The sequence below is a fragment of the Halomonas sp. GD1P12 genome, from assembly GCF_025725645.1.
In the GTDB taxonomy this organism is placed as follows: Bacteria; Pseudomonadota; Gammaproteobacteria; order Pseudomonadales; family Halomonadaceae; genus Vreelandella.
On record NZ_CP107007.1, the window covers coordinates 2,149,687 to 2,164,229 of the forward strand.

Below are 14,543 nucleotides of genomic sequence, written 5' to 3' on the forward strand. Positions count from 1 at the left end.
AGCCATGCCGGTTTTGCGATTACGTTTTCGCCTTAAAGCGCTGGGCGTCGCCGCGCTCGTCGGTTTAGCCGCCCAGGGAGTTGCCACGCCGAGCCTGGCGGCAACGGACGCCCAAATGAGCGCGGCACTCAACGCTGCCCGCGACCAGCAGTGGCAGCGCGTCGACGAGCGCGCCATCGCCGGCCACGTGCTCGAAGGCTACGTCGAGTATCATCGCCTGCGCGGGCGTCTTCCCAACGTCTCTTCCGGCGAGGTTCAGGACTTTCTCCAGCGCTACAGCGATTCGCCACTTTCCGAGTGGATGCGCGGCCAAGCAATCGCCAATTACGGCTACGCCGGGCGTTACAACGACCTGTTGGCTATCGCCGACGGCGTGCCGGACGGCACCGCCCGCCAATGCTACTACTACACGGCACTGCTGGACCGGGCGCCTTTGGAGGCGCGCGCCGCAGGGCTCGATCTCTGGCGCACCGGCAGCTCCCAGCCCAACGCCTGCGACACGCTCTTCAATCGCCTGCGCGCCGACGGTACGATCGATGACCGCGCGGTGTGGGAACGCAAGATGCTGGCCTGGCAGGCCGGTGACATCGGACTTTCGAACTACCTTAACGGCCTGCTGGGCGGGCAGTGGCAAAGCGCCATCGACACCGTGGAGGCCACCCACCGCAGCGCCTCGATGATTGCCCAGGCGCCGGCGTGTTTGGGCCCACAGTGCGCGGCAAGCGCGGCGTTCTATCAGGCCGGCATGCAGCGCTACACCCAGGAAAACACGCCCGCCGCGCTGAGCGCCTGGCAGAGCCTGTCGCCCCGGCTGGCGCTCGATAGCGACGCGCAGCGCGTCATCGAGGAAGAACTCGCCTTTTATGCGCTGGTTCGAAGCGTACCCGGCGCGCTTGGCTGGGTGGACAGCGTGCTGCCTTCGCTTGGCAGCGAGCGAGTGCTCGAGCTCCGCGTGCGCCGCGCGCTCGAAGATCGCCAGTGGCAGGACGTCATGCGCTGGATCGCCCAGATGCCGCCGACCCAGCAGGAGAGCAGCCGCTGGCAGTACTGGCTGGCTCGGGCCAACGAGCAGTTGGGTAACCGGGACGCCGCCGAGGCGCGCTATCGCGAGGCAGCGCTGGACCGCAGTTTTTACGGCTTCGCCGCCGCGGAGAAGCTCGGCATTCCCTACCGGTTGAACAACGAGGTCAGCTACTTCGACGAGGTGTCGCGCGAGCGCACCGCAAACCTTCCGGTGGTGCAGCGCACCGAGGCACTGCTGCGTATCGGTGAAGACGGCCTGGCCAACAGCGAGTGGCTTTACGCCGCGCGCACCTTGCCCCCGCTGGAGGCCCGGGCGCTGGCAGACTACGCCGCCCAGCGTCAGTGGTACGCGCGGCTGGTGCAAACCACCATCGCCGGCGAGATGTGGGATGCGCTGGAGTGGCGCTTCCCGCCGGCCTACCGTGAAAGTTTCATGCGCTGGGGCAATCAGACCGGGGTCGACCCTTACCTTTTAATGGCGATTACCCGTCGCGAAAGCGCCTACAATCCGGTGGCGCTCTCGCCCGCCGGTGCCCGCGGCTTGATGCAGCTGATGCCGGGCACCGCCGCCCAGGTGGCCCGCCAGCTGGGCCTGGCCGACCCGGGGCCTTACGGGGTGCTCGACCCGGAGCTCAACATCCGCCTGGGCAGTACCTATATTCGTGAAAAGCTCGACCGCTACCGCGGCAACCGCCTGGCGGCCACGGCAGCCTACAACGCCGGCCCCGGCCGGGTCGACCAGTGGCTGGGCAGCGGCATGGAGTCGTTCGACCTGTTCGTTGAGAGCATTCCGTTTCGCGAAACCCGCGACTACGTCCAGGCGGTGCTGAGCTATCGGGTGATCTTCGAAAGCCTGGCCCGGGGCGGCGACAGCCAGGGCGTGACGCTCTTGAGCGATAACGAGCAGCAGAGTCGCTACGACCGCGCCCTGCTCACGCTTCGCTAGCCACACCCTCAGCGCCCGGCTAGACCGGGCGCTGCTCGAGCGCCAGGCGCAGGCCGAAGAGCACCAGCACCGCGCCAGTCGTGGCGTTGAGCACTCGCGCAAAGCGAGCGCTGGCCAGCCATCGCCCGGCACTTCCCACCAGCAGCACCACGCCAATTTGCCAGACGTTGGCAATCACGAAATGCACGCCGGCGAGCCACAGCGACTTCAAAAGCACGGGCTCGGTGGGGGCGATGAACTGCGGTAAAAACGCCATGTAGAACACCACCGTTTTGGGGTTGAGCACGTTGGACAAGAGCCCTTCGCGAATCGGCCTCCACAGCGGCACCGGCGAGTGCAGCGGCGAGTGCGGCTGGTCGAGCGCGCCGACGGGCAACGCCACGCCGCGCCTGGCGGCCAGCAGGCTGGTGATGCCCAGCCACACCAGATATCCAGCCCCGGCGAGCTTGAGCAGATTGAACGCCATCGCGGACTGCAACAGAATGAGCGAGATACCCAGCGCGGAAATCGTGGCGTGCACGAACAGCCCGCAGCAGATCGCAAGGCTGGTGACGACGCCGTCGCGCACGCCGCCGCGAGCGGTATTGCGAATCACCAGCAGCGTGTCCACGCCGGGGGTGATCGAGAGCAGCGTGATCGCGATCAGAAAGGGAATGAACTGGGCATCTACCAGCGTAATAGGGCTCATAAAGCGGCGCTCTTTGCGTTAAAAGAATCCTGACGTCGTCACTGGACGACCCCTTTTTTTACTTCTAAAGTGATTTTGTAGGCGCTAAAAGCGCCTATCTATTATTAAAAGCTCGTTAAGGAAACGAAAGATGGCAACTGGTACCGTCAAGTGGTTCAACGACACGAAAGGTTATGGCTTCATCTCTCCGGATGACGGCGGCGACGACCTTTTTGCGCACTTCTCAGAAATTCAGGCTGAAGGCTTCAAGACCCTGCAGGACGGTCAAAAAGTCACTTTTGAAGTCACGCAAGGCAAGAAAGGCCTTCAGGCTTCTAACATTCGCGTTTCCTGATCGGCGCGCGAAGATAAAGGCCCGCCTGGCGGGCCTTTTTATTGCCTGAACATCGACTAAAGTGCCGCCGGGTCACTGCGCGGCGTTCAGCTCATCGAGATCGCGCTCCTGCTCGTCGAGCGGCGCCTCGTCATTTTCAGCGTCGGCGTCGTTTACTTCTTCACCTTCTACTTCGCCGGTTCCGTTTGATTCCAGCGCGCCGGGCTCCTCTGTAGCCGCACTCGAGCCATTGTCGCTCTCGTCATTGGCGCGCTGATCGATCGAAGCGTCGTCGCTCGCTGCGTCAGCCTCCTCTACGCTTTCGCCACCCGGCGCGGCGGCGGCTTCTTCAGTCTCGGCCGCGGTTGCGTTTTGCGACGCCTCGGTACCGTCGTCATTGGCAGGCGCTTGCGCCGTATCGTCGCCGGGCGAAGCGGAAGCACCCTGCTCATCGCCGGCGCTGGTATCGCCGCCCGGGGCCGCCGTCGCTTCCTGGGGGGTAGCGGCTGGCCCGGGCTGAGCGGCACCGCTTGCCGTCTCGCTCGAAGACGCGGCGTCGGCGTTGGTGCTCCCTGCGCTATCGCTCATCGAGGCGCTGGATGACGGATCAACACTCTGCTCGGAAACGTCGCTCTGAGCAGCGCTTTGTTGCGCGGCGGATCGGTCTTCGTCATCGTTATCGTTGCCGCCACGGTTGGCGATGAGCGCGGTGGCTACCGCCGCGGCGCCGGCGATCGCGGCGGTACTGAGCATCGAGCTTCCGCTGCCGGGCTGGTGGGCGCTTGTGCCCAGCGCCGCGGCGTTCGTTGCGCCGGTGCTACGCTCGCGCTCCATCTCCTGGAACTGCTCGTTCAGACGCTGCTGCGCCTCTTCGAAGCGCCGCTCGGTATCCTCGATCAGGGCATCGACATCCGTCGCGTCCAGGTTCTCGTTCTGGCGCTCGCTTTCGGGCAGGCTACTTTCGACTTCCCAGTCGCTGGAGAAGCTTTCACTCTCCGCGGGGTCGAGTTCCGGCGTCTGGTTCTCGACCTCCTGGAACTGCTGCTCGAGCTGGCGCTGCGCCTCCTCGAAGCGGCGCTCGGTTTCGGCGATCACTTCATCGACATCGGAGCGGGTGGTTTCACCTGGCATGGCGCTCTCTTCATCGAGCGCCTCTTCCGGGTCGGCAGCCAGGGTATCTTCACCGGCCTGCACCTCTTCGCCGACCGTCGACTCGGCGCCTTCAGCGTCGAGCGCCTCGGCCTGTTCGAGCTCCTCAGCGGCCTGGCGCGCTTCGACGTCGTCCTCCATTTCACCGGCATCGGGCATGTCGGCGGCGTTCTCGGCGGCCAAGGGGGCCTCTTCGTTGTCGATGACCTCATCATCGGAGACGGCACTGTCCGTCGATTCCGGCTCGACGGTCGGCTCTTCCTGGCTATCACCGCAGGCGCTCAGCACGAGCGCCAGACTTGCCAGCAGCGGAATCCACAAGCGATTTACCATCGGGCGACTCTCCTTTGGTGGCCATGTGTAATGGCGCTATTGATGGCTCAATATGGGTTATCAGGGATGATCATTGGCGGACAGCAGCGTGCAGCCCTCGGGTAACAAAACGCTGAGCGCCAGCGGCACGACCTCGACACTAAAGCGTTCGTGATGACGGGCCTCGCCATCCAGGGTCAAGGGCCAGGGCGCATCGTCGGCTTTGGTCGTGACCGTGAGCTTCGTCGCGGTAAAGTAGCGTACGTAGCGCCCCTCGGCGGGAAAATTCTGCAGCTCGCCGATCAGCGTGGGCAGCTCCCATACCGATGAAAAATCCTTGACCAGCAGCACGTCGAGGCGGCCGTCATCAAGTCTGGCACGCGGGGCCAACACCTGGCCACCGCCGGACTGGCGGCCGTTACCCAGCGCCAACAGCAAAAGCGACTCGCTCTGCTCGTGCTCCTGCCAGTGCAGCGTGCCGCGATAGCTCTGGTGGCGCCAGGCTTTGAGCGCCCCCATCAGCGAGTAGGCCCCGCCTCCCAGCATGCGCTTGAGCATCTTGGGCGTGGTGGAGGTGATTTCGGCGCCGAAGCCGCCGGTGGTCATGTTGATATAGTAGCTAACGTCCGCCTCGCTGCCCTGCCCGGCGGTCATGCGCACCACGTCGATCGGTGCCCCCTCAAAAGAGAGCGCCGCCGACAGCGCCGGCCCCGGTTCCAACGGCAGCCCGACGGAGGTGGCGAAGTCGTTGGCGCTGCCCATCGGCACGATGCCCAGCGCCGGGCGACGGTCGTGAGCCACGCGCATCAGCCCGTTGACCACCTCGTTGACCGTACCGTCGCCGCCGGCGGCGATCACGTGAGTCATACCGTCATCGACGGCTTTTTCGGCGAACTCGGCGGCGTCACCGCCTTCCCAGGTCGCGCGCACCGTGATCTCTTTTCCCGCCTTCCGCTCGGCCAGGACCGCCTCGCGAAGCATCGGATCACCCGAGGATTTACCGTTCACGATCAGTAAGTAACGCTTTTGCGAGTCTGTCACCGGCGGTTTCCTTTCCATGGTTGGTTCGCCCTTTCAGGCCAGTGCCTTCTCCACCACTTCGAACACGTTGGAGGAGAGCGGCTCCCTGCTGATTCGTTTGAGCTCGTCGCGCATCAGCACCTTGCGTGGCTCATCGAAACGCTGCCAGCGCGTCAGCGGCGTGATCAAACGCGCGGCGATTTCCGGATTCAGGCGGTTGAGCTCGATGACTACGTCGGCCAAAAGCCGGTACCCCTGGCCGTCGAGACGGTGGAAGTTGATCCGGTTCTGGGTAAACGCGCCGATCAGCGCGCGCACCTTGTTGGGATTTTTGATCGAAAACGCCGGGTGGTCCATCAAATAACGCACGCGCTCGAGCACATCGGACTGCGGGCGCGTCACTTGCACCGTGAACCACTGATCCATCACCAGCGAATCGTGCGCCCACTGCTCGCCGAACGCCTTGAGTGCCGGGGTCGCCAGATCGTCGCGGTCGCTGTGTACCAAAAGCGTCAGGGCCTGGCGCACATCGGTCATATTGAGCCCCGCCTCGAACTGCGCCTGGCAGAGCGCGACGCCCTTCTCGTCCTCGATCGACATCAGGTAGGCAAGCGCGACGTTCTTCAGACTGCGCGTGGCGATCTGCTCCGGCGTCGGCGCGTAGGGTTCGTCCTGGGTGTTCGCTTCATACGTGGCGATGAACTCGTCGCGAAGCGCCAGCGCCAGCGACTGGCGCATGAATTCGCGGGCGTTATGGATGGCGTCGACATCGACGATGCGCTGCTGCTCGGCGATATAGGCTTCGGTAGGCAGTGTGAGCATCTCGGCCAGCACCGCCTTGTCGTTTTGCTCCTCGGTCAACAGCGCGCGAAACGCCTCGACCACCCGCGTATCCATGACCTTCTCGACACCGTTTCGATGCGCGGCGATCAAGTCGTCCAGCGCCAGCATCGACAGGCGCTGGCCGGCGTCCCAACGGTTGAAGCCGTCGCTGTCGTGGGTCAGCAAAAATGCCAGATCCTCGCGGGAGTAGGGGTAGTGCAGCGTCACCGGCGCGGAGAAGTTGCGTAAAAGCGACGGCACCGGCGCCTCGGCCACGTGTTCGAAGACGAACGTCTGCTCGTTTTCGGTCAAGTGCACCACGCCCTGCTTGCCAAGCGACTCACCGTTCAGAGTCAGCGTCAGATCCTGGCCGGACTTGGTGCCGACCAGGCCCATCAGCACCGGAATGTGCAGCGGCTGTTTGTCGGTCTGGCCAGGCGTTGCCGGCGTGCGCTGGCGAAGCGTGAGGTGGTACTCGCCGTGAACGTAGTCGTACTCGCCGAAGGCATCGATTTCCGGCGTGCCCGCCTGGCCGTACCAGCGCATGAACTGCGAAAGATCCTGGCCGGAGACCTCGGCCATGCAGCCGACGAAATCCTCGATGGTGGCGGCCTGGCCGTCAAAGCGCTCGAAGTAGAGGTCCGCGCCCTGGCGAAACGTCTCTTCACCGATCAGGTTACACAGCATGCGCACTACTTCCGCGCCCTTCTCGTAGATCGTCAGGGTGTAGAAGTTGGTGATCTCGATATAGTGGTCCGGGCGCACCGGGTGGGCGGTGGGGCCGGCGTCTTCGGCGAACTGGGCGGTGCGGAAAAACGACACGTCCTGAATGCGCTTGACCGGCGCGGAGTTGGTGTCCGCGGAGAAGCACTGATCGCGAAAGACGGTGAAACCCTCCTTGAGCGAGAGCTGAAACCAGTCGCGGCAGGTGACCCGGTTGCCGGACCAGTTGTGAAAATACTCGTGGGCGACGATGCTTTCGACGGTTTGAAAGGTTGCGTCGGTGGCGGTGTCCGGGTGGGTCAGCACCGCCGCCGAGTTGAAGATATTGAGCCCCTTGTTCTCCATCGCGCCCATGTTGAAATCGTTCACCGCCACGATCATGAACAGATCCAGGTCGTACTCGCGCCCGTAGGCCTGCTCGTCCCAGGCCATGGCGCGCTTCAGGGAGGCCATCGCGTGCTCGGTCTTGTTCAGGTTCTCCTCTTCCACCCAGATCTCGAGGGCCACTTCACGGCCGCTCAGGGTGGTGAAGCTGTCGCTCACCTTGTGCAGGTCGCCGGCGACCAGCGCGAACAGATAGCTTGGCTTGGGGTGCGGATCTTCCCACACCGCGAAGTGGCGCCCGCCTTCACAAGTGCCCTTCTCGACCGGGTTGCCGTTGGCAAGCAGTACCGGCTCGCGGGTTTCATCGCCGATGACGGTGACCTTGAACGTGGCCATGACGTCCGGGCGGTCCGGGTAAAAGGTAATTCGGCGAAAGCCCTGGGCTTCACACTGGGTGCAGTACATGCCGCTGGACTGGTAGAGCCCTTCGAGTGCGGTATTGCTTTGCGGGTCGATCTCGACCTCGCTTTGAAGACAAAACCGCGCCGGCACCTGAGCGATTGTGAGTGTTTCGTCAGTCAGCGCGTAGTCGTCAGGCGCAAGGACGCGGTCGTCGAGCGACAGTGACATCAGTTTAAGGTGTTCACCGTCGAGCACCAGCGGCGCGCTGTCAGCGGCGGTGGCGCTTCGCTCGATAAAAAGGCGGGCTTTGACACGGGTAGCAGCAGGGTCAAGATCGAACGTCAGCTCGGTGTGGGTCACGCTGTAATCGGGCGGCTGGTAGTCGCTTAGATAAACCGGCTGCGGATCGGACATGTTGCATAGCTCCTTGCTGGGTCATATCGCTGTTTTTGAAACATCCAGTATAGACGAGACGCGCTTTCGTGTTGGCGCGGCTCGGTCGACCCGGACGCGAATCAATTGCACGGGTCGGGACTTACAAGCCCTCTCTCATGGGCGCTAGTCGCGGAAGTTGTCGAACTGAAGCGGCAGGTCCGGGCCCTCTTCGCCACGCAACAGCGCCATGACGGCCTGCAGGTCGTCGCGCTTTTTACCGGTGACGCGCACTTTTTCGCCCTGGATCTGCGCCTGCACCTTGAGCTTACTGGCCTTGATGCGCTTGACGATATCCTTGGTTTGCGCCGCGTCCAGGCCCTGCTTGAGCGCCACTTCCTGACGCGCCTTGACGCCGGAGAGCACCGGGTCTTTCTCTTCCATGCAGCGGGCATCGATGCCGCGAGCGATCAGGCGGGCGCGCAGTACGTCGAGCATCTGCTTGAGCTGGAAATCCACTTCGGCCTCCAGCGCCACGTTGTCCCCTTCCAGGGCAAAGCTTGCGTCGACCCCCTTGAAGTCGAAGCGCGAGCCCACTTCGCGGTTGGCCTGATCCACCGCGTTGGCCGCTTCGTGGCGATCGAATTCGGAGACGATATCAAATGAGGGCATGGTGCGTTCCTTAACAAGAGGTTGCCCGCCATTCTAGAGCAGCCAGACGCCGGTTGCGATACGCCGGTCGTGATCCATTCGCCGCGATACACTTACCGCCGCAGCGACCGCCATACCCAACGCCGCCGCGATCCATTACCCTGAGCGAGCCTGACTATCGAAGGAAACGAACATGAGCGATCGCGAAAGCCGCCACAAGGCGTCGATGGAGAAACTCAAGGCCCGCGTGGATGAGAAAGTGGCCAGCGCCGATGAGGAGCGGGGGTTGATTCTGGTCAACACCGGTAACGGCAAGGGCAAGACCACCGCCGCCTGGGGCACGGTGACCCGGGCGCTGGGCTACGGCTACAAGGTGGGTGTGGTGCAGTTCATCAAGGGGCTCTGGGAGTGCGGCGAGCGCAACCGGCTGGAGGACGACCCGAACCTCCGTGTCGCCATCATGGCGACCGGCTTCACCTGGGAAACCCAGAACCGCGACACCGACACGCAGGCATGCCTTGAAGTGTGGGAAGAGGCCGAGAAAATGCTGGCCGACCCCGAGACCTACCTCGTCGTGCTCGACGAGATCACCTACATGCTTAAATTCGGCTATCTGGAGATCGGGCGGGTCAAGAAGGCGCTCGAAAATCGCCCCCGTGAGCAGACCGTGATCATCACCGGGCGCAACGCCCACCGGGAGCTGGTGGCCATGGCGGATACCGTCACCGAGATGCAGGAAACCCGCCACGCCTTCAACAACGGCCTGAAAGCGCGCCGCGGCATCGATTTTTGAGTCCTTGAGTCGGACTCATCGGCTAAACGCAAAACGCCGCCGGAAAGCCGGCGGCGTTTTCGAGCGGGCCCGGCGGGCCCGCGTTTCTCAGCGCGTCGCTTTAGACGTTACTGCTCATCGAACGGATTACGCAGCACGATGGTCTCGTTACGGTCCGGGCCTGTCGAGATGATGTCGATGCTGGTGCCCACCTGCTCTTCCAGGTAGCTGATATAAGCGCGAGCGTTGGCCGGGAGATCCTCGACCTTCTTGGCGCCGAGGGTCGACTCCTTCCAGCCCGGCAGATCGAAGTAGACCGGCTCGACGGCTTCGTAGCCTTCGGAATCGACCGGATTTTCCAGCACGTCGCCATCCTTGCTGCGATAGCCCACGCAGACGCGGATGTTCTCGAGCCCGTCGAGCACGTCGAGCTTGGTCAGGCAGATGCCGGAGACGGAGTTGATCTGCACCGCGTGGCGAAGCGCGACGGCGTCGAACCAGCCGCAGCGGCGCGCCCGGCCGGTGGTGGCGCCGAACTCGTGGCCGCGCTCGGCAAGATGCCGGCCGTGATCGTCAAAAAGCTCGGTCGGGAACGGGCCGGAGCCAACGCGGGTGGTGTAAGCCTTGGTGATGCCCAGCACGTAGTCGAGATACAAGGGCCCCACGCCGGAGCCGGTAGCGGTGCCGCCGGCGGTGGTGTTGGAGCTGGTCACGTACGGGTAGGTGCCGTGGTCGATGTCCAGAAGCGAGCCCTGGGCGCCTTCGAACAGGATGTTCTCACCGGCCTTGCGCAGATCGTGGACCTGGCTCACGGTGTCGCCGACCATCGGGCGCAGCTCGTCGGCCATCTGCATGGCGCTGTCGAGCACTTCCTGGAAATCGACCGGCGCTTCACCGTGGTAGTTCACCAGCACGAAGTTGTGGTAATCGAGCACTTCGCCGAGTTTCGAGGCGAAACGCTCGCGGTGGAGCATGTCGCCCAGACGCAGGCCGCGACGCGCCACCTTGTCCTCATACGCCGGGCCGATGCCGCGGCCGGTGGTGCCGATCTTGGCCACGCCCCGAGCCTTTTCGCGGGCCTGATCCAGGCGCACGTGGTAGGGCAGGATCAAGGGGCATGCCGGTGACAGGCGCAGGCGCTCGCGCACCGGCACGCCCTTGTCCTCGAGCTCGCGGATCTCCTTGATCAGCGCTTCCGGCGATAGCACCACGCCGTTACCGATGATGCAGGTCTTGCCCGGGCGCAGCACGCCGGAGGGAATCAGGTGCAGGACGGTTTTTTCACCGTCGATGACCAGCGTATGGCCGGCGTTGTGGCCGCCCTGAAAGCGCACGACCGCCGCTGCCGACTCGGTCAGCAGGTCCACGATCTTACCCTTGCCTTCGTCACCCCACTGGGTGCCCAGGACTACGACATTCTTACCCATTATGCACTCGTCTCTTGTGTCAGGGCCGTTGTCTGCCAACGACCGTCGATAAACTCGAGGCGGCGATCACAATCGTGCTCCGCCGGTTCACTGCGCTGCCCGGGCAGCGCTTGAATCACCCGCTCGCCCTGCTGGCGAAGCGACTCGATCGTCGCTTGTAGCGCCTCGTCGTCCGTTGACGGCGCCCAGATCAACCCCGGCTCCTTCGCGGCCGAGGCAAGCGTTGCCAGCTGCTTTAAATCCATCGAAAAGCCGGTCGCCGGGCGGGCCCGGCCGAAGGCGCGGCCGGTATCATCGTAGCGCCCGCCCTTGGCCAGAGCGTGGCCGTAGCCGGGCACGTAGGCGGCAAACATCATGCCGGTATGGTACTGGTAGCCCCTGAGTTCCGCCAGATCGAAATAGAGCGCCACATCGAAGTGGGCAAGCACCGTCCGGTTGAGCGCTTCGAGCTGATCGAGCGCGGCGGCGACCGACGCCGGGGCACCGGCAAAGCGCTCGCGGGCATCGGTCAGGATCGTGGCGTCGCCGTGAAGCTCGCCCAGCGCCAAAAACATGTCGGAAAGCACCGGGTCCTTGACATGAGCACTCACCTGACGCGAAAGCTCGCCCGGGGACTTGAGCGCCAGAGCGTCGAAGATTGCGCTCTCCTGGTCGCGGTCGAGGGCAGCAGCCTCGACCAGCGCGCGAAAGATGCCGATATGGCCCAGTGCCAGGTGGATCTCACTCGCCCCGGCGGCGGAAAGACTCGCCAGCGCCAGCCGGATGATCTCGCTATCCGCCTCGAGCCCGGCGTGGCCGAAGAGCTCGACGCCGACCTGAACCGGGCTGCGCCCGCCCTGATGCTGGTCGGCCTTGGCGCGTAGCACGTTGGTGCAGTAGCAAAGGCGCACCGGCCCCTGACGCTTGAGTGAGTGGGCGTCCATGCGCGCGACCTGCGGGGTCACGTCGGCGGAGGCGCCCATCATGCGCCCGGTCAGCTGGTCGGTCAGTTTGAAGGTTTGCAGATCGAGCTCGGTGCCGGTGCCGGTCAGCAGCGAGTCCAGAAACTCGACGGGCGGCGGCATCACCTGGTCGTAGCCCCAGACGTAATAGAGATCCAGCAGCGTACGGCGCAGCTCTTCCATACGGCTTGCCTGAGGCGGTAGCACCTCATCCATGCCGTCGGGCAGCAGCCAGCGGTCAGCGATGGTCATGTGAACAATCCTGCAAGACGATGAAGGCCCCGGGACTCGATGAAATCGTCGTTGGCACCCTGGCCAAAAACGCACCCGCGCCAAACGAGGGCCACAAAAAAACCGGGCGAACGCCCGGTTCAATTAAGTCTACCACGTTTGGCGGTCAGGTGAACCCCGCCGACTATCCGCCGGCGAGGCTCGACCCCCAACGCTTATTCGTCGCCCGCACCGGCGTTTTGGCTTGCGCCATTGTCCTGGTCGGGGCTTCGCAGGTAGCGGAAGAAGTCGCTATCCGGCTCCAGCACCAGCATGTTGCCATCGTCGGCGAAGCTCGTGCGGTAGGCGTCCAGACTGCGCCAGAAGGAGAAGAACTCCTGGTCCTGACCGTACGCCTGGGAGAAGATCGCCGCGGCTTCCGCATCGCCTTCACCGCGCAGGGTTTCGGCGCGCTCGTTGGCCTGAGCGAGCAGTACCTGACGGCGGCGGTCGGCGTTGGCGCGAATACGCTCCGCCTCTTCCTGGCCCTGAGCGCGCCACTCGCGGGCCTCGCGCTCGCGCTCGGAGCGCATGCGCTGGAAAACCGCCGCGGAAACGTCGTCGGGCAGATCGATTCGCTTGATGCGAATGTCGCGTATCGCCACGCCCAGCTCTTCACGCATGAGGTTGTCGAGCTCTTCGGTCGGACCGATCATCAGGTCATCACGGCGCTCGGCGATGATTTCCTGAAGGTTCAGTCGGCCAAACTCGTTACGCAGGCTCTCGTCCACGCGGGGCTGGATCAGGCGAATCGCCATCATCTCATCGCCGGCGGTGGCCTCGTAGTAGCGGGTCGGATTGACCACCTGCCACTTGACGTAGGAGTCGACGATGACCGCCTTCTGCTCGAGAGTCAGGTAGCGGCTGGTATCGGTGTCCAGCGTCAAAAGCCGGGTATCGAACTTGCGGATCGTCTGGGCGATCGGCATTTTCGCGTGCAGGCCAGGCTGAATGTTCTCCTCGACGACCTCACCAAAGCGCAGCTTCACCGCGCGCTCGGTCTCGTCCACTACGTAGAGGGTATTACTGGCAAGCCAGGCGATGGCGGCCAGGCCACCGACGATCAGCAGGGATCGGTTGTTAATCATTTAGCGGCCCTCCCTGCGAATGGTGCCATTGTTAGACGACGAACTGTTGCTGCTGCCCTGAGTGTTGCGCAGGGTTTCGAGCACCGACGGGTCGATCTGTTCATCGTTCTGGTTCGAGGTGCTGGCGGCACGGTTGCCACCGCCGCTGCCACTACGCAGCTGATCCAGCGGCAGGTACATCAAGGGCGCATTGTCGCTGACGTCCAAAAGCACCTTGGGCGTGTTGCCGTAGACCTCTTCGAGAGTGTCCAGATACATACGCTCACGCATGATCTCGGGGGCATTCCGATACTCGCCTACCAGTGCGGTGAAGCGGTTCGCCTGACCCTGGGCTTCGGCGACCACGGATTCACGGTAGCCCTGGCCCTGCTCGACGATACGCTGCGCCTGACCCTGAGCCGCCGGGATAATGGCGTTGGCATAGGCCATGCCTTCGTTGATCGTACGCTGGCGATCCTCGCGGGCACGAATGACATCGTCGAAGGCGTCGATGACCGGCGCCGGTGCGGAGGTCGATTCGATGTTGATGGTCTGCAGACGAATACCGGCACCGTAGGCGTCCAGATAGGTTTGCAGGCGGCTAGCCACGGAGCTGCCGAGAATCTCACGGCCCGAGGTCAGGATATCGATCATGTCGGTACCGCCCACGACGTGACGCAGCGAGGAATCCAGCGCGTTTTCGATCGAAAGCGACGGGTTACGCACGTTGAGCACGAAATCACGCGGGTTGGAGACCTGATACTGAGCGGATATCTCGACCTCGACGATGTTCTCGTCGCGGGTCAACATCGACTGGGTTTGCGATACCGAACGCACGCGGGTCACGTTGACCATACGCACGTCGTCGATCAAGGGCGGGTTCCACTGCAGGCCCGGCTCGACGATGCCCTGGTACTCACCAAAGCGAAGCACGACGCCGCGCTCGGACTGATCCACGAGATAAAACCCCATGGCCGCCCAAATCGCCAGTGCAAGTACGATCAACAGCCCCGGCAGCGCGAAGGAGTTGCGCGGCTTGCCGCCGCCACTTTGGCCGCCGCCGTTGCCGCTTTTCTTGCCGCTACCGCCGAGCATGCCGTTGAGCTTTTGTTGGAACTTCTTCAGCGCCTCGTCCAAATCCGGCGGTCCCTGATTGTTTCCGCCGTTATTGTTGCCGCCGTTGTTGCCCCCATTATTGCCGCCGTTACTTCCCCCGTTCGGGCCACGGTCATCCTTGCCACCGCGTCGGCCACCGCCACTCCAGGGGTCATGCTGGTTGCCACCACCAGGCTCATTCCAGGCCATACTTCGTCTCCACTAA

General features: G+C 63.7%; 12 protein-coding genes. 3 read left to right on the top strand and 9 right to left on the bottom strand.

Annotated features, from left to right (window positions below; all coding sequences use genetic code 11):
- Positions 1-4: 4 nt before the first annotated feature.
- Positions 5-1,969, top strand: coding sequence for a transglycosylase SLT domain-containing protein (locus OCT39_RS10065; protein WP_263584336.1), 1,965 nt, complete (start codon positions 5-7; stop codon positions 1,967-1,969).
- 19 nt (positions 1,970-1,988) lie between these two features.
- Here OCT39_RS10065 and OCT39_RS10070 read toward each other — a convergent pair whose 3' ends face one another.
- On the bottom strand, positions 1,989-2,657 hold the full coding sequence (locus OCT39_RS10070; RefSeq protein WP_263584337.1) for a LysE family translocator: 669 nt from the start codon (positions 2,655-2,657) through the stop codon (positions 1,989-1,991).
- 130 nt (positions 2,658-2,787) lie between these two features.
- On the opposite strand from OCT39_RS10070, the gene OCT39_RS10075 reads away from it, so the two are divergent.
- Positions 2,788-2,991, top strand: a complete 204-nt coding sequence (locus OCT39_RS10075; RefSeq protein WP_252107491.1) for a cold-shock protein — start codon at positions 2,788-2,790, stop codon at positions 2,989-2,991.
- Positions 2,992-3,063: 72 nt separating this feature from the next.
- Here OCT39_RS10075 and OCT39_RS10080 read toward each other — a convergent pair whose 3' ends face one another.
- The 4 genes from OCT39_RS10080 to OCT39_RS10095 all read right to left on the bottom strand — a co-directional run bounded on the left by OCT39_RS10080 (position 3,064) and on the right by OCT39_RS10095 (position 8,766).
- On the bottom strand, positions 3,064-4,452 hold the full coding sequence (locus OCT39_RS10080) for a hypothetical protein (protein WP_263584338.1): 1,389 nt from the start codon (positions 4,450-4,452) through the stop codon (positions 3,064-3,066).
- 60 nt (positions 4,453-4,512) lie between these two features.
- On the bottom strand, positions 4,513-5,472 hold the full coding sequence (gene yegS, locus OCT39_RS10085) for a lipid kinase YegS (RefSeq protein ID WP_263587326.1): 960 nt from the start codon (positions 5,470-5,472) through the stop codon (positions 4,513-4,515).
- A 33-nt stretch (positions 5,473-5,505) separates the two neighbouring features.
- Positions 5,506-8,136 (bottom strand): aminopeptidase N, encoded by a 2,631-nt coding sequence (gene pepN, locus OCT39_RS10090; RefSeq protein WP_263584339.1) that lies wholly within the window; start codon positions 8,134-8,136, stop codon positions 5,506-5,508.
- Between the two features lie 144 nt (positions 8,137-8,280).
- Complete coding sequence (locus OCT39_RS10095) at positions 8,281-8,766, bottom strand: YajQ family cyclic di-GMP-binding protein (RefSeq protein WP_263584340.1); 486 nt, start codon at positions 8,764-8,766, stop codon at positions 8,281-8,283.
- Between the two features lie 172 nt (positions 8,767-8,938).
- On the opposite strand from OCT39_RS10095, the gene cobO reads away from it, so the two are divergent.
- Positions 8,939-9,538, top strand: coding sequence for a cob(I)yrinic acid a,c-diamide adenosyltransferase (gene cobO / locus OCT39_RS10100; RefSeq protein WP_263584341.1), 600 nt, complete (start codon positions 8,939-8,941; stop codon positions 9,536-9,538).
- Between the two features lie 107 nt (positions 9,539-9,645).
- On the opposite strand, the gene OCT39_RS10105 is transcribed toward cobO, so the two are convergent.
- The 4 genes from OCT39_RS10105 to hflK all read right to left on the bottom strand — a co-directional run bounded on the left by OCT39_RS10105 (position 9,646) and on the right by hflK (position 14,527).
- Positions 9,646-10,944, bottom strand: a complete 1,299-nt coding sequence (locus OCT39_RS10105; protein WP_263584342.1) for an adenylosuccinate synthase — start codon at positions 10,942-10,944, stop codon at positions 9,646-9,648.
- Positions 10,944-12,137, bottom strand: a complete 1,194-nt coding sequence (locus tag OCT39_RS10110; protein ID WP_263584343.1) for an ATP phosphoribosyltransferase regulatory subunit — start codon at positions 12,135-12,137, stop codon at positions 10,944-10,946. The genes OCT39_RS10105 and OCT39_RS10110 overlap by 1 nt, the downstream gene beginning before the upstream one ends.
- Positions 12,138-12,331: 194 nt before the next feature.
- A complete protein-coding gene (gene hflC, locus OCT39_RS10115) occupies positions 12,332-13,243 on the bottom strand; it encodes a protease modulator HflC (protein WP_263584344.1) in 912 nt (303 codons plus the stop codon).
- Positions 13,244-14,527 carry an FtsH protease activity modulator HflK gene (gene hflK, locus OCT39_RS10120; protein WP_263584345.1) on the bottom strand — a complete coding sequence of 428 codons (1,284 nt, stop codon included), beginning with the start codon at positions 14,525-14,527 and terminating at the stop codon, positions 13,244-13,246.
- Between the last annotated feature and the right edge of the window lie 16 nt (positions 14,528-14,543).